The 21,595-nt window shown below is 73.9% G+C and carries 21 protein-coding genes and 1 pseudogene; 11 read left to right on the top strand and 11 right to left on the bottom strand.

Annotated elements, in window-relative coordinates; all coding sequences use genetic code 11:
* Positions 1-281: 281 nt before the first annotated feature.
* Positions 282-2,084, top strand: a complete 1,803-nt coding sequence (locus ACZ6ZR_RS30255; protein ID WP_465647716.1) for a multicopper oxidase family protein — start codon at positions 282-284, stop codon at positions 2,082-2,084.
* A 77-nt stretch (positions 2,085-2,161) separates the two neighbouring features.
* Here ACZ6ZR_RS30255 and ACZ6ZR_RS30250 read toward each other — a convergent pair whose 3' ends face one another.
* The 10 genes from ACZ6ZR_RS30250 to ACZ6ZR_RS30205 form a co-directional block, all read right to left on the bottom strand.
* Entirely contained in the window at positions 2,162-2,374 is a 213-nt protein-coding gene (locus ACZ6ZR_RS30250) for a hypothetical protein (protein ID WP_465647714.1), read from the bottom strand.
* Positions 2,375-2,482: 108 nt separating this feature from the next.
* Entirely contained in the window at positions 2,483-4,495 is a 2,013-nt protein-coding gene (locus ACZ6ZR_RS30245) for a sensor histidine kinase (RefSeq protein ID WP_465647712.1), read from the bottom strand.
* Positions 4,496-4,621: 126 nt separating this feature from the next.
* The gene (locus tag ACZ6ZR_RS30240; protein ID WP_449794595.1) at positions 4,622-5,293 is read right to left on the bottom strand and encodes a response regulator; all 672 of its coding nucleotides are present in this window, start codon (positions 5,291-5,293) and stop codon (positions 4,622-4,624) included.
* Positions 5,294-5,367: 74 nt separating this feature from the next.
* A complete protein-coding gene (locus tag ACZ6ZR_RS30235; protein ID WP_465647710.1) occupies positions 5,368-6,480 on the bottom strand; it encodes an NAD(P)-dependent alcohol dehydrogenase in 1,113 nt (370 codons plus the stop codon).
* Positions 6,481-6,483: 3 nt separating this feature from the next.
* On the bottom strand, positions 6,484-7,017 hold the full coding sequence (locus ACZ6ZR_RS30230; protein WP_465647708.1) for a VOC family protein: 534 nt from the start codon (positions 7,015-7,017) through the stop codon (positions 6,484-6,486).
* Positions 7,014-7,406, bottom strand: a complete 393-nt coding sequence (locus ACZ6ZR_RS30225; RefSeq protein WP_465647706.1) for a hypothetical protein — start codon at positions 7,404-7,406, stop codon at positions 7,014-7,016. Before ACZ6ZR_RS30225 ends, ACZ6ZR_RS30230 begins: the two co-directional genes overlap by 4 nt.
* A complete protein-coding gene (locus ACZ6ZR_RS30220; protein WP_465647704.1) occupies positions 7,403-7,732 on the bottom strand; it encodes a hypothetical protein in 330 nt (109 codons plus the stop codon). Before ACZ6ZR_RS30220 ends, ACZ6ZR_RS30225 begins: the two co-directional genes overlap by 4 nt.
* Positions 7,733-7,847: 115 nt before the next feature.
* Positions 7,848-8,246, bottom strand: a complete 399-nt coding sequence (locus ACZ6ZR_RS30215) for a hypothetical protein (protein ID WP_465647702.1) — start codon at positions 8,244-8,246, stop codon at positions 7,848-7,850.
* Positions 8,243-9,004: a cupin domain-containing protein gene (locus tag ACZ6ZR_RS30210; RefSeq protein ID WP_465647700.1), complete on the bottom strand. Its 762-nt coding sequence runs from the start codon at positions 9,002-9,004 to the stop codon at positions 8,243-8,245. The genes ACZ6ZR_RS30215 and ACZ6ZR_RS30210 overlap by 4 nt, the downstream gene beginning before the upstream one ends.
* A complete protein-coding gene (locus ACZ6ZR_RS30205; RefSeq protein ID WP_465647698.1) occupies positions 8,989-10,161 on the bottom strand; it encodes a sedoheptulose 7-phosphate cyclase in 1,173 nt (390 codons plus the stop codon). Before ACZ6ZR_RS30205 ends, ACZ6ZR_RS30210 begins: the two co-directional genes overlap by 16 nt.
* Positions 10,162-10,349: 188 nt before the next feature.
* On the opposite strand from ACZ6ZR_RS30205, the pseudogene ACZ6ZR_RS30200 reads away from it, so the two are divergent.
* From ACZ6ZR_RS30200 to ACZ6ZR_RS30165, 8 genes and pseudogenes are all read left to right on the top strand, one after another.
* A pseudogene (locus tag ACZ6ZR_RS30200) lies at positions 10,350-10,964 on the top strand (phosphoribosyltransferase); the annotation flags it as partial.
* Positions 10,965-11,197: 233 nt separating this feature from the next.
* Entirely contained in the window at positions 11,198-12,334 is a 1,137-nt protein-coding gene (hppD, locus tag ACZ6ZR_RS30195) for a 4-hydroxyphenylpyruvate dioxygenase (RefSeq protein WP_465647830.1), read from the top strand.
* 24 nt (positions 12,335-12,358) lie between these two features.
* Positions 12,359-13,555 (top strand): cupin domain-containing protein, encoded by a 1,197-nt coding sequence (locus ACZ6ZR_RS30190; RefSeq protein ID WP_465647696.1) that lies wholly within the window; start codon positions 12,359-12,361, stop codon positions 13,553-13,555.
* A complete protein-coding gene (locus tag ACZ6ZR_RS30185) occupies positions 13,552-14,322 on the top strand; it encodes a hypothetical protein (protein ID WP_465647694.1) in 771 nt (256 codons plus the stop codon). Before ACZ6ZR_RS30190 ends, ACZ6ZR_RS30185 begins: the two co-directional genes overlap by 4 nt.
* Positions 14,319-15,530, top strand: coding sequence for a fumarylacetoacetase (gene fahA / locus ACZ6ZR_RS30180; protein WP_465647692.1), 1,212 nt, complete (start codon positions 14,319-14,321; stop codon positions 15,528-15,530). The genes ACZ6ZR_RS30185 and fahA overlap by 4 nt, the downstream gene beginning before the upstream one ends.
* Before the next feature lie 108 nt (positions 15,531-15,638).
* On the top strand, positions 15,639-16,682 hold the full coding sequence (locus tag ACZ6ZR_RS30175; protein WP_465647690.1) for an enoyl-CoA hydratase/isomerase family protein: 1,044 nt from the start codon (positions 15,639-15,641) through the stop codon (positions 16,680-16,682).
* 138 nt (positions 16,683-16,820) lie between these two features.
* Entirely contained in the window at positions 16,821-17,651 is an 831-nt protein-coding gene (locus ACZ6ZR_RS30170; RefSeq protein ID WP_465647689.1) for a hypothetical protein, read from the top strand.
* 113 nt (positions 17,652-17,764) lie between these two features.
* Entirely contained in the window at positions 17,765-18,541 is a 777-nt protein-coding gene (locus tag ACZ6ZR_RS30165; protein ID WP_465647687.1) for an enoyl-CoA hydratase, read from the top strand.
* A gap of 24 nt (positions 18,542-18,565) precedes the next feature.
* Here the strand turns inward: ACZ6ZR_RS30165 and ACZ6ZR_RS30160 are convergent, their stop codons facing one another.
* Entirely contained in the window at positions 18,566-19,180 is a 615-nt protein-coding gene (locus ACZ6ZR_RS30160) for an HdeD family acid-resistance protein (protein WP_465647685.1), read from the bottom strand.
* Between the two features lie 186 nt (positions 19,181-19,366).
* On the opposite strand from ACZ6ZR_RS30160, the gene ACZ6ZR_RS30155 reads away from it, so the two are divergent.
* Both ACZ6ZR_RS30155 and ACZ6ZR_RS30150 read left to right on the top strand, forming a co-directional pair.
* Entirely contained in the window at positions 19,367-21,142 is a 1,776-nt protein-coding gene (locus ACZ6ZR_RS30155; RefSeq protein WP_465647683.1) for an NAD-binding protein, read from the top strand.
* Between the two features lie 82 nt (positions 21,143-21,224).
* Positions 21,225-21,595, top strand: a 371-nt coding sequence (locus ACZ6ZR_RS30150) for a transposase (RefSeq protein WP_465647681.1), incomplete at its 3' end; no start/stop codon positions are given.

Below are 21,595 nucleotides of genomic sequence, written 5' to 3'. Positions count from 1 at the left end.
GCAGAACGGAACGTACGGGAGCCGCCGGGACCGTGTCCGGCCGGCGAGCGCTTGCTGACGTGCCCATGATGATTGAGTGAAGGGCAAGAGCGCGTCAAGAGGTGCAACCACCGTTCCCGACAAGCGTTCTGACGGCGCGGGGACCGTCCGCCCACGGACAGCACGAGATGACACGGTGCGGCAACACGGGTGACACGGGACGGACCGGGACCGCTGCCTCATGCGATCGGGACCGCCGGGGCGCGAGGCTGGACGGACACCGACCGACGCGGAGGTCTCCCGTGCCCGAAAACACCCCTCCCCCGACCGCCGACCTGACCAAGTTCCTCGACCCGCTGCGCATCCCCGAGGTGCTCCGCCCGGGCCCCGACGGGGAACTGACCGTCCGCCAGCTGCCGGCCGAGGTCCGGCTGCACTCCCAGCTGCCGCCCACCCCGCTCTGGACCTACGAGGGCACCTTCCCCGGCCCGACCATCGAGGTGCGGCGCGGCGAGCGGCTCCGGGTGGACTGGCAGAACCGGGTCACCACCCCGTACCCGGCCCTGGTCGGCCACCTGCCCGAGATCACCATGCCGCCGACCGAGAACGAGCCCGGCATCGATCCGGCGCTGCTCAACCCCGACGGCCCGAAGCTGCCGCCCTGGCTGGTGGTCCACCTGCACGGTGCCGTCACCGACGGCGTCAACGACGGCTGGACCGACAACGCGGTGCACACCGGCCGCTCCCAGCTCTCCGAGTACCCGAACGACCAGGCCTCGATGACGCTCTGGTACCACGACCACGCGATGGGCGTCACCCGGCTGAACGTGCTGGCCGGCCTGGTCGGGATGTACCTGGTGCGGGACCAGGAGGAGGAGCAACTGAACCTCCCCTCAGGGGAGTTCGAGGTTCCGCTGGTGCTCTGCGACCGCAACCTCGCGACCACCCCCGAGGGCGCGCTGACCGGGCAGCTGCTGCACAAGACCGTCGGCCCGCTGCCGTACTGCGGGCGGTACACCCTGGTCAACGGCGTGATCTGGCCGCACCACGCGGTGCAGCCGCGCTGGTACCGCTTCCGGGTGCTGAACGCCGCCAACTCCCGCCCCTACCGGCTGCACCTGGTGGACCAGGACAACCAGCGGGTGCCCGGGGTGGTCTGGCAGATCGGCAGCGACGCCGGCCTGTTCGGCACCCCCGTCCCGGTCGGCGGCACCGGCCTGAGCCTGGCCCCGGCCGAACGGGCCGACCTGCTGGTCGACTTCACCGCCCTGGGCGGCCGCACCCTACGGCTGGTCAACTCCGCCCCGACCCCCGCCGAGGGCGCGAAGATCGGCGAGAACGACCCGGTCGGCGTGCCCGACCCGGCGAACCGGCTGCCCGACCCGGAGGTGATGGAGTTCCGGATCGCCGAACGGGCCGACCGCCCCGAGCCGTTCGCGCTGCCCGCGGTGCTCTCGCCGAGCTTCCGGCGGCTCAGCCACGACGACATCCCGCACGACCACGGGCACCGGATGCTGATGATCCACCAGACCCCGCAGAACATGTTCGAGTTCTGGGAGATGGCGGAGGTGCCCGCGGCCGAGGTGCCGCCGCCCGGCACCGTCGAGGACGGGCTGGTCCAGCTGCGGCAGGACGGGCAGCCGGAGCGCACCTACCGGCGGGTCTCCCGGGAGTTCAACGACCGGCTGAACTGGCGGGTCATGGAGGACGCCTGGGAGCAGTGGACCATCGTCAACCTGGCGCCGCTGGCGCTGCACCCGGTGCACATCCACCTGATCCAGTTCCAGATCCTCACCCGGGCCGCCTGCGACACCACCACCATGGACCGGGCGGCCGGCGGCACCCCGGTCGGCAAGCCGGTCACCTGGGGCACCCCCTCGGTGATCGAGGCCGCCGAGCAGGGCTGGAAGGACACCGTCACCGTCTCCCCCGGCGAACTCGTCCGGGTGGCCGGGCAGTTCACCGGTGCCACCGGGAAGTTCATGTACCACTGCCACATCCTCGACCACGAGGACGACGGCATGATGCGCCCCTTCACCGTCTCCCCGATGGCCGTGATGGCGCTCGACCCGAGCATGGGCCCGATGGAAGGCCACCACCACTGAGCACGGCGAAGGCCCGGCCGGGGACCGCCCGGCCGGGCCTGGTGCGTGTGGTTGGCAGTGGGTCTGCGAGCTCCCGCTCAGCGCCCTTTCGGTTGGTCGTCCGGCTTGGGCTCGTCGTCCGGCTCGGGCTGGCCGTCCGGCTCGCGCTCGTCGTCCCGCTTGGGGTCCCGGGGTGCCTTGGGCTGGACCGGGCGCCGCGGAATGCCCGGTTGGGACGTGATCCGCAGCGGCTCGTAGGTGCCGGGCGCAGGGCGCGGTCCCGGTATCGGCCGGGTTTTCACGATGGTCATGGGATCGCCTCCGGTGGTGCGGCCCGCAGGGAGCGGGTCCTCGTCCACCTTCCGCCCGGAGCGGTCCCGGCCGCATGAGCTGCTGGTCCCCGCCCGGTCCCGGACCGGTCAGCCGTGGACCCGGGGGAAGACCGCGCGGACCCGGGCGCCGCCGGAGTCGTTCACGGCGGTGAAGGTGCCGCCCAGCTCCTCGGCGCGCTCGGCCATCGACCGCAGGCCGACCCCGGCGATCGAGTGGTGGGCCGGGAAGCCCGCGCCGTCGTCCGTCGCCTCGACGGTGACCTCCTCCGGCCCGACCCTCAGGCTGAGCCGGACCGCGGAGGCACCGGAGTGGCGGACCACGTTGTTGAGCGCCTCGCCACTGATCCGGTAGACCGCCACCTCCACGGCGGCCGGCAGCGGCGGCAGCGGGTCGGGGTCCAGCTCCAGGGTGACCCGCAGGGCCCGGTGGCCCAGCCCGTCGGCCAGGCCGCGCAGCGCCCCGGCCAGGCCCGACCCGTCGAGCGCGGCGGGCGCCAACCCGTCGGTGATCCGGCGCAGTTCGGTGATGGCACAGCCGATCCCGGCCGAGGCGGTGGTGAGCGAACCCGCCACCGCCGAGCCGGGCGGCAGCCCGGTCTGCGCCGCGTCCACCTGGAGCCGCAGGCCGGAGAGCGCAGGGCCGAGCCCGTCGTGCAGGTCGTGCCGCAGCCGGCGCCGCTCCTCCTCCCGGGCCAGCACGATCCGTTTGCGGCTGTCCTGGAGGTCCTCGTAGAGGCCGATCGCGGCGATCGAGGGGGAGGCCTGGTCGGCGAGCAGCCGGAGCACCTCGCGGTCCTGCCGGTCCAGCTCGCGCTGCCCCGAGCGCGGAGAGACCGTCAACCGCCCGATCACCACGCCCTCGTAGCTCAGCGGGAAGCTCTCGGCTGACGGGCCCGGGTCCCCCAGTCCGGCCAGCTCCCTGGGCCCGCTCCTGGTCTCCACCTGGACCCGGGCCCCGGGCAGGCCGAGCGCCTCCACCACCGTCCGGCAGAGCAGCGGCGGGGCCTGGGCCGGGCTGACGGTGTGGCTCATCCGCTCGGCCAGTCCGCGCGCCAGCTGGTAGGGCTGGGCCCGCTCGCCGTAGTAGTACCGGTCGACCAGCCGGGTCATGAAGTGGGCCGCGGGCTGGAGCAGCGCGCCGAGCGCGCCCACGCTGACCAGCAGCATCCAGCGGGCACCGGCCGAGCCGCCGGGCAGCAGCAGTTGGGCCAGCACGGCGGCGGCGGTGACCACCACGAAGAGCAGCGTGCCGAAGGCGTACCCGACCAGGTAGCGGCGGGTGGCCCGGTCCAGCGCCATCGAGTGGTCCCGCCGGAAGGCGGCGGCCGGCACCAGGGCCCAGGCCACCACACCGGCCAGGAAGGTCGCGTAGATGAGCCATTCGGCCTGGTAGCCGATGTAGTACGGGACGGTGACCAGCACGTTCCACAGCAGGTAGGCGGCGATCAGCTCGCGCTGGAAGGGGTGCGGCCCGGGCGAGCGGTACCAGCGGACGGCCGCGACGAGCAGCGTCAGGCAGGTGGCGGCCAGCAGCACGTGGTACGAGACCCCGAGGCTGAACCACGAGTCGAGCCAGGTGTTCAGGGAGCTCTGCCGGTAGGGGTTGGGCCGCCCGTAGAGCGGGTCGTTCAGACAGACGTTGACCCACCCGATCGGCAGGGCCAGCAGCAGCACGCCCGGCAGCGCCCACCTCGCCCGGGTGGGCAGGCGCATGCCGGGCAGCCAGAGCGGCAGGGCGATCAGCAGCGCCATGAAACAGACCTGCGAGGCGTACGCCACCGAGGTCGACGCCCACACGAAGGCCGGCCCGGCCTCGGTGAGCCCGGCGAGCAGTTCGGCGGCCGCCCCGGCCGGGATCAGCAGCCCGGACAGCAGGAGCAGGACGCCGAGGCCGACCGCGTTGCGGTTCAGCACCAGCGTCACGCCGCAGAGCGCGAGGGTGAGCCCGAAGGCGACCCAGCCGCCGTCGTAGAAGTACTGCTGCTCGAAGCCGCGCCCGGGGTGGGCGATGGCCAGACCGGCCCAGAGCAGGGCCGCCAGAAGGGCGAGCCCGGACACCGCGAGGGCCCGGGCGGTGCTGGTGCTCTGAGGTTGGCTCATCGACTGTGCTCCTCGCCCGTGACCCCTTGGGGTGCCCATGGTCGTCCGGTCGTTGTCCCGGACGCACGGGCCGCTGGTCCCGTCCTGGCCCCGCCCCCATCCCTGTCGGTTGGGCCCGACGGTGCGTCAGTCGTCGCCCAGGCCCATGTCCCTGGCCCGGGCCACCGCCTCGGCCCGGGTGGCCACGTGGAGCTTCTCGAAGATGTGGGTGACGTGGTTGCGGACGGTCTTCTCGGCCACCACCAGCTCGCGGGCGATCCGGCGGTTGTCCAGGCCCTTGGCGACCAGGTTGAGCACCTCGGCCTCGCGGGCGGTCAGGGTCGGGAAGAGCTGCCCGGCCTCGCGCAGCTTGGTGCCGGCCAGCAGGGCGGTGATCCGGGCGGCGATGTCGGAGCCGAAGACCGCCCCGCCGGCCGCCACCGTGCGCACCGCGTGCAGCACCTCGTCCCGCCCGGCGCCCTTGACCAGGTAGCCCCGGGCCCCGGCCTGGAGGGCGGCCAGCAGGCTGCCGTCGTCGTCGGCCATGGTCAGCATCAGCACCGGCGCGGTCGGGGTCTGCGCGGCCAGCAGGCGGGCGGCCTCCAGGCCGGAGCCGTCCGGCAGCGAGAGGTCGAGCACCACCACGTCGGGCAGCAGGTCGGCGACCGCCCCGGGGACGGCGGCCACGGTCTCGGCCTCGCCCACCACCTCGATGCCCTCGGCACTCTGCAGCGCGGCCTTCAACCCCTCCCGGAAGAGGGGGTGGTCATCGACGATCAGTACACGCACGGCACCGGTGTCCCTCTGCTGCTCATCCACCCGGCCGACACTACCAGTGCCTCATATATGACTTAGCGTGACATGCTGGCGGTGCGACGCGGCTTGACGGCGGGTCAGCCCATCACCAGGACAGGCTTCACCACCTCGCCGGCCCGTGCTGCGGCGGCCGCCGCCTCGATCTCGGCGAACGGGAAGGTCCGCACCAGCCGGTCGACCGGCAGCCGGCCGGCCCGGAACAGCTCCACCAGAGCGGGCAGGAATCGCCCGGGCAGGCTCGCGCCCTGGTTGACGCCGACGATCGTGGGCGTGCGGTCCAGCAGGGCGGGCACGTCCAGCGCCAGCTCGCTGCCGCGCGGCGGGGCGCCGACCACGGCGCAGGTGCCGCCGACCGCCAGCGCCCCGACGGCCTGGCCGAGCGCGGCGAGCTGCCCGCTGGTCTCCAGGGTGTACTCGGCGCCCCGGCCGCCGGTCAGCTCCCGGACGGCCGCCACCGGATCGACGGCGGTGGCGTCCAGTACCGCCGTGGCGCCCAGCTCCCGGGCCAGCTCCAGCCGGTCCGGCCGGACGTCCACCGCGACCAGCCCGGTGGCCGGGGTGAGCCGGGCCGCCAGCAGGGCGGCCAGGCCGACCGCCCCGGCGCCGAACACCACCAGGGTCGAACCGGGCTCCGGGCGCAGCACGTTGAACACCGCCCCGGCCCCGGTCTGCACCCCGCAGCCGAACGGGGCCAGCAGCTCCGGCGGCAGTCCGCCGAGCACCGGGACGGCGTTCCGCTCGGTCACCAGCGCGTGGGTGGCGAAGGAGGACTGGCCGAAGAAGTGCCCGCGCAGGGGCGAGCCGTCGGCCGCCCGCAGGGTCGGGCTGCCGTCGAGCCGGGCCCCGCCGGACAGGTTCAGCCGGGGCCAGTGCTCACAGCGGATCGGGCGGGAGGCGCGGCAGTCGGGGCACTGCCCGCAAGAGGCGAAGGTCAGCACCACCTGCTGGCCGGGCCGCAGCCCGGTGACCGCGCGGCCGACCCGCCGCACGGTGCCGGTGCCCTCGTGGCCGAGCACGCCCGGCAGCGGGCCCGGGGTGTGCCCGGCCCGCACGCTCAGGTCGGTGTGGCAGATCCCGGCGGCGGCCACCTCGACCAGCACCTCGTCCGGCCGGGGTTCGTCCAGCAGCACGGGTTCGAGCCGGAAGGGCTCCCCGGGGCCGCGGACCACCGCGGCGGTGGCGCTGATCATCGGTCAACTCCAGTCGCTGTCGGGGTGGTAGAGCCGGGCGGCGGTCAGCCGCTCGTACGGCAGGCCGCGCGGCAGGTCGATCAGCTCCAGCTGGAGACCCCAGGGGGCGCGGAAGTAGACCCAGCGGTCGCCGTCGATCGGGCCGCCCTCGGCGACCGTCTCCGGCTCGCCGAGCACCTCCACACCGTGCGCGCGCAGGTACGCGGCGGCGGCGTCCACGTCGGCCACCGCGATGGCCAGGTGGTGGCCGCCCCAGTCGCTGTTGCGCGGGAACTCGCGGCGCTGGCCCGGCGCCTCGTACTGGAAGAGTTCGAGGTTGCTCACCGGGCCCAGCCGCAGCATCGCGATGTGGGCCACCGCCCTTGGGTGAACGCCGAGTTGACGCTCCATCCAGTCCCCGTCAGGGTCCCGGACCGGGCCGGTGCGGTAGACCAGCTCGGCGCCGAGCAGCCCGGTGAAGAACTCCACCGCCTGGTCCAGGTCGGGGACGGTGTACGCGACGTGGTGGACGGCGCGGGCGCCGGGGAGCGCGGTCACGGCCGGACGGCCCGGCGCAGGCGCGGGTGGCGCCGGGGGCGGCGGGCCGCGCCCAGCGCCAGGCAGAGCAGCTCGGCACCGAGCGGGCCGGCCACCAGGGTGAGGTCCTGGCCGGCCGGGACGAGCAGCAGGTCGCCGGTGTCGGCCAGGTGGTGGGCCTCGCCGGGCTGCTGGTCGGCCAGGACCGGGCCGCGCAGGACGTACCAGGCGGTCTCGGTCTCCCGGCGGCCGGGCCGCAGGTGGGTGGCGCCGGGGCTGAGCCGCAGGTGCTCGAAGGACTCGCAGTCGGCCCGGACCAGGTCGCGGCGGGCCAGGGTGGAGACCCGGACACGCTCGCTGCCGGGGCCGACCACGGTCATCGCGGAGGCGGAGGCGGTGGTGACGATCATCGGGGTTCATCTCCCGAGAGGGTGGGGACGGCGAGCACGGCGTGGAAGTACTCCAGGCCCAACTCCCCGGCGGTGAGGGTGAGTTCGCCGCCCAGAGGCAGGGTGACGGCGGTGCCCTCGGCGAGCGGCACCTCGGTCTCCCCGGTGGCGGCCTCGCCGCCGCCGGCGGTGACGTAGAGGGTGTGCTCCACCTCGTCCGAGGTCAGCTGGACGCTGTCGCCCGGGTCGAGCCAGGAGAGCCCGACGCCGCGCAGCGGTCCGGTGAGCACCCGGCCGGGGTCGACGGCGCGGCCCCGGTGGAGGGCGGTGATCGCGGTGCTGGTCATCTCTGACGCTCCTTGCTCGTTCTCTCTGCTTCGACGATGTCCCGCCCGCTGTCCCGGGCGGCAGGGCGCGGGGTCCCGTTCCGGCCCTGCCGTGGCCCCGGGCGGCCGGCCCAGGTCAGCCCCCGTGGACCAGCAAGTCGGGCTTGCGGGAGGGGAGTTCGCCGCTCACGGCGGCCGGGGTGACGGTCAGGCAGAGCAGCTCGGCGCCGAGCGGGCCGCCGTGCAGGTGGACCCTGCCTCCCTCGGGGGCGAGCAGCAGGTCGCCCTCGGTCAGGGTGCGCAGCGGCTGCTCGGGGCAGTCCAGCAGCGCGACCGGGCCGCGCAGCACGTACCAGGCGGCCTCGGTGGAGCCCCGGCCGGTGAGGTCGTAGCAGGCGCCGGGGCTGAGCCGGACGTGGTCGACGGCCTCGGTCTCGCTGTGCAGCATGCCCCGGCGGGCCAGGCAGCGGGTGCGGACCCGCTGGGTGCCGGGGCCCAGATGCACGGCGGCGTGCGCCGTGTCGCTGACGATCATTCGGATGCGCCTCCGGTGGCGGGCGGTGTCACGAGGAGCACCGCGTGGACGTACTCCAGCCCGTCGTGCCCGGCGGTGAACGCCGCCGAGGTGCCGAGCGGGAGGGTGACGGAGCGTCCGGGCTCCATCGGGACCCGGACGTCCCCGGCGGCGGCCCGGCCGCGGCCGGCCGTCACGAAGACGGTGTGCTCGACGCCGTCGGCCACGAGCGAGGCCCGGGCGCCCGGCGCGAGCCGGACCACCTCCAGGCGGACCAGCGGCCCGGTGAGCACCACGCCGGGGTCGATCGGGCCGACCCGGCGCAGGTTGGTGACCACCGCGTGCCGCATGATCGGCGTGCGGGGGCGGGGCAGCTGGGCGAGGTCCTGCTCGGGAGAGCGGTCGGGGCGGGGTGCGGGTCGGGGTGCGGGCATTTCGATCACCAGCCAGTCCAGCGCTTCGGCCCCGGTGTTGCGCAGGCCGTGCGTGGTGCCGAGCCCGGTGAGGATGACGTCACCGGCCCCGACGGGGTGGGGGTGGCCGTCGAGCGTGACTTCGCCGCGGCCGGTGAGGAGGACGTAGACCTCCTCGGTCCTGGTGTGCAGGTGCTCCCCGCTGACCCCGCCCGGCGGCAGGCTGGCCCACTCGACGGCCTCCCAGCCGCCGTGCAGGCCGGGCCGGCGGGCCAGGCAGGTCCAGTGGGTGAGCCCGTGGGTGCCGTGCACACCGTGCACGTCGGCCGGCCCCCGGGTGTCGGCCACGATCACCGCGCTGCGCATGCCAGCTCCTCCAACTCGGCGGCGGCCGAGGCGATCTCGGCGGCCGTGACGTCGTCGGCGAAGCAGCCGGCGCCGATGCCGACCGGGAGCGGGAAGCGCTGCCGCCCGTCGCGGTGCCGGACGGTGTCGGCCAGCGCGTCGGCCAGCGTCCCGGCGTCCAACAGCCGGTGCCAGAGCGGCAGTCGGAGCTTGCGCATGACCGCCAGCACCCGGTCCCGTTCGGCCGGCTCGACCAGTCCCCTCCGCTGGGCGAGCACGGTGGTGAGCGCCATGTCGAGGCAGACCGCCTCGCCGTGCAGCAGCTCGGGCAGCGCGCGCATCTCGACGGTCGGGCTGAACGAGTGCCCGTAGTCCATCGAGCGCTCCAGGCGGTGCTCCCAGAGGTTGGGCTGGAGCTCCTGGAGCATCCCGTGCACCGCCCGCACCAGCACCTCGCCGCCGGGGGTCGGACCCTGGAAGCGCTGCTCGATCAGCTGCTCGCCGGTGCGGTCCAGCAGCTCGAAGAGCCGCTTGTCCTTGATCAGCGCGACCTTGAGGACCTCGGCCAGCCCGTTGCTCAGGTGGCGCTCGTCCAGGGTGGCCAGGAAGGCCGGGTCGAGCAGGGTGACGGCGGCCGGGTGGTAGGTGCCGAGCCGGTTCTTGTGCGGGCCGAAGTTGACCCCGGTCTTGGCGCCGACCCCGGCGTCCACCAGCCCGATCAGGGTGGTGGGCACCCGGACGAACGGGGTGGAGCGCCGGTACAGGCTGCAGGCCAGGCCGACCACGTCCATCAGCACGCCGCCGCCCATCGCGATCACCGGCTCGTTCCGCCGGGAGACCCCGAAGCGGTCCATCTGCTCGGCCACCCGGAAGACCGAGTCCATGGTCTTGACCTGCTCGTGGGCCGGCAGCACGCAGAGCGCCGCCTCCAGGCCCCGGGCGGCGAAGTAGCCGCGGATCCGGTCCCCGTAGAGCCGGTGCACGGTCTCCTCCACCACCACCAGGCGGCGCCCGGCGGGCGCCCCGGCGTGGGCCAGCGCGGGGTTGGCCGGGCCGAGGATCTGCGGGGTGAAGGCCACCTGGTAGGTGACGGGAAGCGCGGTGCTGACCGTCCAGGCGCTGATCGGCTCGCCGGTGGTGAACAGGCCGTGCGCGGGGGTGTTGGTCTTGGCGGCCACGGGAGGGCCTCCCTCGTTCCGTTCTTGGTTCGGAGCTCCAAGTTCCCCGGCCCGGCGTCCCGGACGCACGGGCGCAGCGCCACCTTCCGGTCCCGGCACCGGGCCCTCCCGGTCCCGGCGCGCGGCCCCCGTTGTCCCGGTCCGGGCCCGGGACCGCGGACGTACCGTGGGAGCGAGGAGGCGGGACCGTGCACTTCACCGACCGCGGGGACGCCGGGCGCCGGCTGGCAGCCGTGCTGGGGCCGCGCCCGGGCGTGGTGGTGGCCGGGCTGCCGCGCGGCGGGGTGCCGGTGGCCGCCGAGGTGGCGGCCGCGCTGGGGGCTCCGCTGGACGTCTGCGTGGTGCGCAAGCTCGGGGTCCCGTGGCAGCCGGAGCTGGCCATGGGCGCGGTCGGCGAGGACGGCGCCCTGGTGCTGGACCAGGAGGTGCTCCGCGGCACCCGGGTGACGGAGGATCAACTCGCCGCCGTGGAACGGGCCGAGCGCGCCGAGCTGGCCCGCCGGGCCGCCCGCTACCGGGGCGGCCGCCCGCCGCTGCCGCTCACCGGGCGCACCGTGGTCGTGGTGGACGACGGCCTGGCCACCGGCTCCACCGCCCGGGCGGCCTGCCGGACGCTCCGTCAGCGCGGCGCCGCCCGGCTGGTGTTGGCCGTCCCGGTGGCCCCGGCCGGCTGGCGGGCCGGGCTGGCCGGCGAGGCCGACGAGCTGGTCTGCGTGCACGAGCCGGACCGCTTCTTCGCCGTGGGCGCGTTCTACGCGGACTTCGGCCAGACCTCGGACCGGGAGGTGCTGGAGATCCTGGCGAGTGGAGCCTAACCGGCCCCGACTGGGCAATCTGTCCAGCCGTACCGGCGCACCCCTGCCCATCTTGTACACACTGCGCAGCCCGGGGCCGACCTGTTGCCCAACCGACCGGACGGGAGCAAGCTCAGCGCACCGCATGCCTCGACGTGGAGGAACCACCCATGACCACCAACGCCGTTGAACTGACCCCCGAGGAGCTGGAGGCCGGGCTCGACGCGGAGCAGCTGCGCCGCCTGGTGGGCCTGGTCGAGCACGACGCCGCCGGTGACCCCTTCCCGGTGACCGCCCAGGACGCGGTCGTCTTCGTGGTGGGCAACGCCACCCAGACGGCGCAGTTCTACCAGGCCGTGTTCGGCATGGAGCTGGTCGCCTACTCCGGTCCCGAGACCGGCCGCCGCGACCGCAAGGCCTTCGTGCTGCGCTCCGGTTCCTGCCGCTTCGTCATCAAGGGCGGCGTCGCCCCGGACAGCCCGCTGCTGGACCACCACCGCCGCCACGGCGACGGCGTGGTCGACCTCGCCCTCGAGGTGCCGGACGTGGACAAGTGCATCGCGCACGCCCGCGCGACGGGCGCCACCGTGCTGGAGGAGCCGAACGACGTCTCGGACGAGAACGGCACCGTGCGCCGCGCGGCCATCGCCACCTACGGCGAGACCCGGCACACCCTGATCGACCGCTCCCGCTACAAGGGCCCGTACCTGCCCGGCTTCGTCGCCGCGCAGACCCGGGTGCAGCGCCCGGAGGGCCACCCCAAGCGCCTGTTCCAGGCCCTGGACCACGCGGTGGGCAACGTCGAGCTCGGCAAGATGGACGAGTGGGTGGCGTTCTACAACCGGGTCATGGGCTTCGAGAACATGGCCGAGTTCGTCGGCGACGACATCGCCACCGAGTACTCGGCGCTGATGAGCAAGGTGGTCGCCAGCGGCAACCACCGGGTGAAGTTCCCGCTGAACGAGCCGGCCATCGCCAAGAAGAAGTCCCAGATCGACGAGTACCTGGAGTTCTACGGCGGCCCGGGCTGCCAGCACCTGGCGCTGGCCACCAACGACATCCTGACCACGGTGGACATCCTGCGCGCCAACGGCGTGGAGTTCCTCTCCACCCCGGACTCGTACTACGACGACCCGGAGCTGCGCGAGCGCATCGGCAAGGTCCGCGTCCCGGTCGAGGAGCTCAAGAAGCGCGGCATTCTGGTCGACCGTGACGAGGACGGATACCTGCTGCAGATCTTCACCAAGCCGCAGGGCGACCGGCCGACGGTGTTCTTCGAGTTCATCGAGCGGCACGGTTCGCTGGGCTTCGGGAAGGGCAACTTCAAGGCGCTCTTCGAGTCCCTGGAGCGCGAGCAGGACATCCGCGGGAACCTCTGAGACCGGCCCAGGAGGAGCAGGACGATGGCGCACTACCGGCAGCTCGGCAGCATCCCGCCGAAGCGGCACACCCAGCACCGTACCCCCGAAGGGGCGCTCTACTACGAGGAGTTGATGGGTGAGGAGGGGTTCTCCTCGGACTCCTCGCTGCTGTACCACAAGGGCATCCCGTCCGCGATCACGGACGCCGCCCCGTGGGAGCTGCCGGACCAGTCGACCACGCCCAACCTGCCCCTGCTGCCCCGGCACCTGAAGCTCCACGAGCTCTTCCCGGGCGAGGAGTGGAAGGACGTCGACGCCGTCGCCGGGCGCCGTCTGGTGCTCGGCAACGGCGACGTGCGGCTGTCCTACGTGGCGGCCGGCGCGCCGAGCGAGCTGTACCGCAACGGGCTCGGCGACGAGTGCGTCTACGTCGAGTCCGGCACCGGCGTGCTGGAGACGGTGTTCGGCTCGCTGGAGGTCGGGGAGGGGGACTACGTCATCATCCCCCGTGCCACCACGCACCGTTGGGTCCCCACCGGGGACGCCCCGCTGCGCGCCTACTGCATCGAGGCGAACAGCCACATCACCCCGCCCAAGCGCTACCTCTCGCGCTTCGGCCAGTTGCTGGAGCACGCGCCGTACTGCGAGCGCGACCTGCGCGGCCCGGCCGGCCCGCTGCTGGCCGAGCACGACGGCCCGGTGGACGTGCTGGTCAAGCACCGCGGCCCGCAGGGCGTGGTGGGCACCCGGTACACCGTGCCGCACCACCCCTTCGACGTGGTCGGCTGGGACGGCTGCCTCTACCCGTACGCGCTGAACATCCGGGACTACGAGCCGATCACCGGCCGGATCCACCAGCCGCCGCCGTCCCACCAGGTCTTCGAGGGCAACAACTTCGTGATCTGCAACTTCGTGCCGCGCAAGGTGGACTACCACCCGCTCTCCATCCCGGTGCCGTACTACCACGCCAACGTGGACAGCGACGAGGTCATGTTCTACTGCGGCGGCAACTACGAGGCCCGCAAGGGCTCGGGGATCGGACAGGGCTCGATCTCGCTGCACCCCGGCGGCCACACCCACGGCCCGCAGCCGGGCGCCTACGAGCGCTCGATCGGCGCGGAGTTCTTCGACGAGCTGGCGGTGATGGTGGACACCTTCCGCCCGCTGGAGCTCGGCGAGGGCGGCACCGCGACGGACGACGGCAAGTACGCCTGGAGCTGGTCGGGCGGCCGCAAGTGACGCCTCCCGTGCCGCCGCTGTTCCGAGGACTCTTCGACGACGCGTCGGTCTTCCCGCCGGGAGACCTGCCGCTGGGCGAGGCGGTGCCCGCACACCACGGGCACCGCCTGGCCTGGTACGCGCCGGCGGTCGGCCCGTTCCTCTGCGGCGCCGGACGGGCGGGCGAACTGGCCGCGCTGCGGCCGGAGTTCCCCGTCGCGCTGGTCCTGGCACCGGGCACCGGGCGGTTCACCCCGGTGGCCGGGCTGGACGTGACCGGGGTCGAGGTGGCCGCCGCCGAGCTGCCCGCCGGGCTGCCCCCGGAGGTCGTCGCCGCGCTCGAACTCCCGCCGGGCGAGCTGCTGTTGAAGCAGCTGGACCAGCTGGCGGGCACCCGGCACCGGGCCAAGTTCCGCACCGGGGGGCTGGCCGCCGGGGCCTTCCCGACCGAGGCCGAGCTGGCCGCCTTCCTGACCGGCTGCGCCGAGCGGGGCATCCCGTACAAGCTCACCGCCGGGCTGCACAACGCCGTCCGGCACACCGACCCGGAGACCGGCTTCGAGCACCACGGCTTCCTCAACGTGCTGCTCGCCGCCGCCGATCCGGACCGCGCCGCCGACTACCTCGCCGAGCGGTCGGGGGGCCGCCTCGCCGACGCCGCACGGCAGTTGACGGACCAGCAGATCACCACCGCCCGCCGATCGTTCACCGCCTTCGGCACCTGCTCCATCGCCGAGCCGCTCGCCGACCTGGCCGAGCTCGGCCTGCTCACCCGGGAGAAGTCTTGACCAGCTGGCTCGCCTCCGCGCAGGACTCGCCGTTCGGCCTGCACAACCTGCCCTACGGCGTCTTCTCGACCGCCGACGAGCCCGGCCGCCGCCGGATCGGGGTCCGCGTCGGCGACTCGGTGCTGGACGCCGGCGCCGCCGCCCGGGCCGCCGGGGAGCCCTCGGTGCTGCTGGACGCCGACACCCTCAACCCGCTGCTGGCGGCCGGGCGCCCGGTCTGGACCTCGGTGCGGTCCGCGCTCACCCGCTGGCTCTCCGAGGAGACCCACCGCGAGGCGCTCTCCCCGCACCTGCACCCGGCGGACGAGGTCACCCTGCACCTGCCGTTCGAGGTGGCCGACTACGTCGACTTCTACGCCTCCGAGCACCACGCCACCAACCTGGGCAAGATCTTCCGCCCCGGCACCGAGCCGCTCACCCCCAACTGGAAGCACCTGCCGATCGGTTACCACGGCCGGGCCGGCTCCGTGGTGGTCTCCGGCACCGAGGTGGTCCGCCCGCACGGGCAGCGCAAGGCCCCCACCGACGAGGTCCCGTCGTTCGGCCCGAGCCGCCGCCTGGACATCGAGGCCGAGGTCGCCTTCGTGGTCGGCGCCGGCTCCGAGCTCGGCCGGCCGGTCTCCCAGGCCGACTTCCGCGAGCACGTGTTCGGCGTCTGCCTGCTCAACGACTGGTCCGCCCGCGACATCCAGGCCTGGGAGTACGTGCCGCTCGGCCCCTTCCTCGGCAAGTCCTTCGCGACCTCGCTCTCCCCCTGGGTGGTCCCGCTGGACGCCCTGGAGGCGGCCCGGGTCGCCCCGCCGGCCCGGAGCTCCGAGCTGCTCCCCTACCTGGCCGACGTCGAGGGCGAGCCCTGGGGCCTGGACATCTCCCTGACGGTCCGTCTGAACGGCCAGGTGATCTCCCGCCCGCCGTTCGCCGGGATGTACTGGACCGCCGCCCAGCAGCTCGCCCACATGACCGCCAACGGCGCCTCGCTGCGCCCCGGCGACCTCTTCGCCTCCGGCACCGTCTCCGGCCCGGAGCCGGAGACCCGGGGCGCCCTGATCGAGCTCACCTGGAACGGCCAGGAGCCCGTCAAGCTCGACGACGGCACCACCCGCACCTTCCTGGAGGACGGCGACACCGTCACCATCTCCGCCACCGCCCCGGGCCCCGACGGCACCCTGCTCTCCTTCGGCGAGGTCACCGGCCGGATCGTCCCGTAGTACCGCCTTCCCCGACGCCCCGTCCCGTCCCGGGCGGGGCGTCGGTGTGTCCGCCTGCGATGATCCATGGGCGACCGGAAACGACGACGAACGGAGAGTGCGCTCCAGATGGCGACGACGACGGATGTGCTGATGGCCCGGGACGGCCGGGCCGGGCGGATCATGCTGAACCGGCCCCGGGCGCTCAACGCGCTCACCCACGAGATGCTGCTCGCGGTCCGCGACAAGCTGACCGCCTGGGCCGGGGACGACGCGGTCGAGACCGTGGTGCTCACCGGGGCGGGCGAGCGCGGGCTGTGCGCGGGCGCGGACATCCGGGCGCTGCACGACGACGCCAAGCTGGGCGGGGCCGGGGCCCGGGCGTTCTTCCGGGACGAGTACCTGACCAACCACCTGATCTCCCGTTACCCCAAGCCCTACGTCGCGGTGATGGACGGCATCACCATGGGCGGCGGGGTCGGGCTCTCCGCCCACGGCGGCGTCCGGGTGGTCAGCGACGGGACGGTGGTGGCCATGCCGGAGACCAGGATCGGCCTGGTGCCGGACGTCGGCGGCAGCCTGCTGCTGGCCCGCGCCCCCGGCGAGCTCGGCACCCACCTCGCGCTCACCGCCTCCGCGATGGGGCCGGGCGACGCCCTGCTCTGCGGCTTCGCCGACCACTTCGTCCCGGGCACGGCGCTCGCCGCCTTCACCTCCGCCCTCACCTCGGTCACCCCGGAGGAGGCGCTGGCCACCCACGCCGCCGAGGCCCCGGCGGCGGCGCTCGCCGCCCAGCGCGAGTGGATCGACCGCTGCTACGCCGCCGACACGGTGGAGGAGGTGCTCGACCGCCTGGACGCCGAGGGCACCGCCGAGGCCAAGGAGGCGGCCGAGCAGATCCGGGCCAAGTCCCCCACCATGCTCAAGGTCACCCTGGCCGCCCTGCGCCGCGCCCGCACCCACCACTCCCTGGCCGAGACCCTCGACCAGGAGTACCGCATCTCCTGCACCGCCCTCACCACCCCCGACCTGGTCGAGGGCATCCGCGCCCAGGTCGTCGACAAGGACCGCAACCCCCGCTGGCTCCCCGCCACCCTCCCCGAGGTGACGGACGCTCAGGTCGCCGCCTTCTTCGCCCCGCGCCCGGGCGACGAGCTCGGCCTGGCCGGCTGACGCTGCACCGGCTGACCCCGCACCGGCCGGCCCGGCCCCGGGTGGCGGCGCGCCCGCCGTGGCGCGGCGCGTTGCTACCCGGCCCCGCGCGGTCTTGACTGGGGGTGTGTACACGTCCCGTCCCGCCGTGGAGGCAGCATGAGTCCTGGCCACGCGATGCCCGGCAAGGCCGACTTCGCCGCCGCCTACACGGGGCCGGATCCGCGCGGGTACTTCCGGGCGCTCGGCCCGTACGAGTACCTGACGCCGCACCACGCCCAACGGGTCTTCCGGCTGCTCACCGCCGCCCGGGCGCCCCGCGCGGTGGCGGACCTGTGCTGCTCCTACGGGGTGAACGCGGCGCTGCTGAACCACCAGCTGACCCTCACCGAGCTCTACCACCGCTACACCGACCCGGCCCTGGACTCCCTCTCCCCGGCCGAACTCACCCTGCGGGACCGGCAGTTCTACGCCGCCCGGCGGCGGCCCGAGGCGGTGCCGGTGATCGGCGTGGACGTGGCCTCGGGACCGGTCGAGTACGCCCGGCGGGCCGGGCTGCTGGACGCGGCCTTCGCCGAGAACCTGGAGCGGGCCGCACCCTCCCCCGCGCTGCGCGCGCTGCTGGCCGACGTCGGGCTGGTGACCGTCACCGGCGGCGTCGGCTACGTCTCCGAGCGGAGCTTCGACCACCTGCTGGCCTGCGCCGCCACACCGCCCTGGGTGGCCGCCTTCGTGCTGCGGGCGGTGCCGTACGGGCCGATCGCCGAGGTGCTGGCCGAGTACGGCCTGGTCACCGAACGGGCCGCCGGGACCTTCCCGCAGCGCCGCTTCACCGGGCCCGAGGAGCGGGACGGGGCGCTCCGGGCCGCGGTGGAGGCGGGGCTCGACCCGGCCGGGCTGGAGGAGGAGGGCTGGTACCACGCGGTGCTGTACGTCTCCCGGCCGGCCGCTCAGGTGACGGCCCGTCCGCTGGCCACCCTGCTGCGTTGAAGCGGGCCCTCGACACGTGATCATCGTCTCGGATCGCGAGACTGGTGCGTGACGGCCTTCTTCGGGAAGGTTGTCCCCGAAGACCCGCAGGCGTACCGAGGGAGTCAACGAGGATGACCGAGTACCAGACGATCCTGGTGGAGCAGAAGGGGCGGGTCGGGCTGATCACGCTCAACCGCCCGGAGGCGCTGAACGCGCTGAACAACCAGCTGATGCGGGAGGTGGTGGCCGCCGCCACCGCCTTCGACCGGAACCCGGAGATCGGCTGCACCGTGATCACCGGCTCGGAGAAGGCCTTCGCCGCCGGGGCGGACATCAAGGAGATGCAGGGCAACGAGTTCCCCGGCGTCTACCTGGAGGACTGGCTCGGCCCCTGGGACGAGCTGGGCCGGCTGCGCAAGCCTGTGGTAGCCGCCGTCGCGGGCTACGCGCTGGGCGGGGGCTGCGAGTTGGCGATGCTCTGCGACATCCTGATCGCGGCCGACACCGCGAAGTTCGGCCAGCCCGAGATCAAGCTCGGCGTCATCCCCGGCATCGGCGGCTCGCAGCGCCTGACCCGGGCGATCGGCAAGGCCAAGGCGATGGACCTCTGCCTGACCGGCCGGATGATGGGCGCCGAGGAGGCCGAGCGGGCCGGGCTGGTGGCCCGGATCGTGCCCGCCGCCGATCTGCTGACCGAGGCGCTGGCCACCGCCGAGACGGTCGCGGCGATGTCCACCACCGCCTCGGTGATGATGAAGGAGAGCGTGAACCGGGTCTTCGAGACCACCCTCGCCGAGGGCGTCCGCTTCGAACGCCGGCTGTTCCACGCCCTGTTCGCCACCGCGGACCAGAAGGAGGGGATGGCCGCCTTCGCCGAGAAGCGCAAGCCGTCCTTCGAGAACCGCTGACGACCCGTCCGCGCCGGCGGGGGCTCACACCCCCGCCGGGATCTCCTTCGAGCGGCGCCGCACCTGGAGCGCGGTGACGATCTCCATCAGCCCGAGCACCAGCAGCCACACTCCCGCCAGTACGGTCAGCGCCGCCACCGAGCCGACCGGCCAGACCATCAGCAGCACGCCCGCCAGGGTGTTGAGCACGCCGCCGAAGACCTGCCAGCCCCGGGCCGGCATCCGCGGGTCCGAGGCGGTCGCCGCGAGCTGGGTGATGCCGCGGAACAGCCAGCCGATCCCGATCCAGATCCCCAGCAGCGCCAGCGACTGCACCGCGCTGCGGAAGCAGAGCAGCCCGAGCAGCAGGCAGAGCGCCCCGCTGACGAAGGCCAGCACCCGCAGCGCCGTGGTCGCGTGCGTGCCGAAGGCGGCGATCAGCTGCACCACGCCGATCACCACCAGGTAGAGGCCGAACAGCACCCCCACCACCCAGAGGGTCTGCTTCGGCCAGACGAAGACGATCACACCGAGCGCCAGCGAGACGATGCCGGCGCCGAGCAGCACCTGCCAGGCCATCTTCGCCAGCCGCTGGATCGGGCCCTCGAAGCCGGGCTGCTCCTCGTCGGGGATCGGGATGGGACGGTGGACCTCGTTCACGGCGCGGCTCCTGACGGGCAGTGGTGTCGATCATCCCCACTCTGCCGCCCGCCCGGGCGGTCCGCCGTACCGGAACGGCCGTTCGGGGTACGGTCATCCGACCGACATCCGGCGGACACCTCGCTGGTTATGATCGGGACGGGGGCCGCACCACTGGGCCGGAGCGGGACAAGGTCGGGGGACCGGTTGAGTCACTACCTCGTGTGCGGCGGCAATGCGCTCGCCCACCGTCTGATCCGTGAACTGATCGAGCACTACGATGTCCCGGTGGTCGCGCTGGTGCCGGACCTGACGCGGGATCACGGTCCGCGGATCAGCCAGCTGCCCGGGCTCGCCGCGGTGCACGAGTACGCCGCCATCTCGGCCGAGACGCTGAGCGCCTGCGGGGTGGAGACCGCCAACGGCATCGCCCTGGTGGACGGCACCGACCAGGGGAACATCCACGCCGCGATGGCCGCCGAGGGGCTCAACCCCGGCATCCGGATCGTGCTGCGGATGTACAACCAGCGCCTCGGCCAGCACATCGAGCGGCTGCTGCCCAACTGCACCTCGCTCTCCGGCTCCGCCACCGCCGCCCCGGCCTTCGCCGACGGCGCCCTGGAGCGGCCCAACTCGGTCCAGGTGAACGGCCGTTACCTCTACGTCGCGTACGACGACGAGATCCGCGAGAACCAGCTCGCCGTGGTCGCCGACCGGATCGACCCGCAGGACCTGGGCCGGCTGCGGCTGCTCCCCGACACCGCCGGCCGGGCCGCCGAGTTCATCGAGCTGGCCCGCCGCTTCGGCGACGAGGGCCAGGGCGGGCCGCCGCCCGAGCGGACCGAGCGCGAGCCCGGCGGGATCGCCGCGCTCCAGGCGCTGAACGCCCCGCCGCGCCGCCGCATCCCCTGGTGGACCAGGCTGCGCTGGCGGGTGCTGGACGCCCTGCGGTTCTTCACCAGCGCCCGGCTGCGGCTGCTGCTCACCGTGGCGCTGGCGGCCGTGCTGCTCGGCGGGGCGGTGATCTGGTGGTCCACCGGCCACCTCGGCTGGGCCCTCTACTACACCCTGCTGGACGTGGCCGGGGCCGCCAACCCCGACCGGCCGGGCGACTCCCCCGGCGACGGCAGCGGGCCCTGGGCCCGGGCCGCCCAGGTGATCGTCACCTTCTGCGGCATCACCTTCGCCCCGCTGGCCACCGCCATCGCGGTGGAGGCCCTGGCCAGCGGCCGGCGCGGCCTGCCCCGCAGCCCCGGGGCAGGGCTGCGCGACCACGTGGTGGTGGTCGGGCTGAACAACCTCGGGACCAGGGTGGCCGGGATGCTCCGGGAGGCCGGGGTGCCGGTGGTCTGCGTGGAGCGCGACCCGCAGTCCCAGGGCGTGGCCGCGATGCGGGCGCTCGGCGTGCCGGTGCTGCTCGGTGACGCCCCGTTGGACGGGCAGCTGCGCCGGGCCCGGGTCCAGCACGCCCGGGCGGTGGTCTCGGTGACCAGGGACGACGCGGCCAATCTGGAGGCGGCGCTGGAGGCCCGGGCGATCCACCCCGAGATCCGCATCGTCGTCCGCCTGTTCGACGACGAGTTCGCCCACCACGTCTACGCCACCCTCGGGAACGTGGTCTCCCGCTCCGTCTCCTACCTCTCCGCCCCCGGCTTCGCCGCCGCCCTGATGGGGCGTGAGGTGGTCGGCACCCTCTCGGTCTTCCGGCACGTGCTGCTGCTCGCCGAGCTGACCGCCGAGACCGCCGGGACCGGGACCGGCTCCGCCCTGCTCGGGCGGACCGTGTGGGAGCTGGAGGAGGCGGGCGGGGTCCGGGTGGTCGCGGTCCGGCTGGCCCGCCGGCCCGGGGTGGTGTTCTGGAACTTCGCCGACCGCGGCCACCGGCTGCAGCCGGGCGACCGGGTGCTGGTCGCCGCGACCCGCAGCGGCCTGGCCCGGCTCAGCCCACCGCCGCCCGTCCCCTCCGAGGAGCCGTCCACCTAGTGCCGTGCCCGGCACTAGTAGGGCTTGGTCAGGTGTACTCGCCGGTGGCGTGTCCTTGTGGCTGTGGGTGCGTTGATGGTGTGTGACACCTGGGGAGTTGGATCAGGTCCGGGAAGACCTGGAGGCGTTCACGGCGGAGATGTTCGAGGCGTTCACGCGCGCGGATCAGCACCGCTGGGGTCAGGCGTACGTGCGTGGGCTGCTGCTGGAGGGGCGGCGCAAGTCGGTGGAGCCGATGGCGGCCCGTCTCGGCGAGGACGGTAATCGGCAGGCGCTGGCGCACTTCGTGACCTCCAGTCCGTGGAGTCCCGCGCAGGTGAGGGCCCGGCTGGCGTGGCGGATGCACGAGGCCATCAAGCCGAGCGCGCTGATCGTGGACGACACCGGTTTCCTGAAGGACGGCGACGCGTCCGCGTGTGTGTCGCGGCAGTACACCGGCACCGCGGGCAAGGT

The organism is Kitasatospora sp. NPDC088742 (assembly GCF_055584905.1).
The sequence above is the reverse complement of the archived record's forward strand: the minus strand, read 5'-3'. Positions and strand labels throughout refer to the sequence as shown.

Bases quoted from the DNA above. Each gene is read 5' to 3' on its own strand.
- ACZ6ZR_RS30170 (WP_465647689.1), top strand. From the start codon at position 16,821: ATGAGTCCTGGCCACGCGATGCCCGGCAAGGCCGACTTCGCCGCCGCC.
- ACZ6ZR_RS30210 (WP_465647700.1), bottom strand. From the start codon at position 9,004: ATGCGCAGCGCGGTGATCGTGGCCGACACCCGGGGGCCGGCCGACGTG.
- ACZ6ZR_RS30190 (WP_465647696.1), top strand. From the start codon at position 12,359: ATGGCGCACTACCGGCAGCTCGGCAGCATCCCGCCGAAGCGGCACACC.
- ACZ6ZR_RS30235 (WP_465647710.1), bottom strand. From the start codon at position 6,480: ATGATCAGCGCCACCGCCGCGGTGGTCCGCGGCCCCGGGGAGCCCTTC.
- ACZ6ZR_RS30220 (WP_465647704.1), bottom strand. From the start codon at position 7,732: ATGACCAGCACCGCGATCACCGCCCTCCACCGGGGCCGCGCCGTCGAC.
- ACZ6ZR_RS30215 (WP_465647702.1), bottom strand. From the start codon at position 8,246: ATGATCGTCAGCGACACGGCGCACGCCGCCGTGCATCTGGGCCCCGGC.
- ACZ6ZR_RS30175 (WP_465647690.1), top strand. From the start codon at position 15,639: ATGGCGACGACGACGGATGTGCTGATGGCCCGGGACGGCCGGGCCGGG.
- ACZ6ZR_RS30225 (WP_465647706.1), bottom strand. From the start codon at position 7,406: ATGATCGTCACCACCGCCTCCGCCTCCGCGATGACCGTGGTCGGCCCC.
- ACZ6ZR_RS30245 (WP_465647712.1), bottom strand. From the start codon at position 4,495: ATGAGCCAACCTCAGAGCACCAGCACCGCCCGGGCCCTCGCGGTGTCC.
- ACZ6ZR_RS30165 (WP_465647687.1), top strand. From the start codon at position 17,765: ATGACCGAGTACCAGACGATCCTGGTGGAGCAGAAGGGGCGGGTCGGG.
- ACZ6ZR_RS30250 (WP_465647714.1), bottom strand. From the start codon at position 2,374: ATGACCATCGTGAAAACCCGGCCGATACCGGGACCGCGCCCTGCGCCC.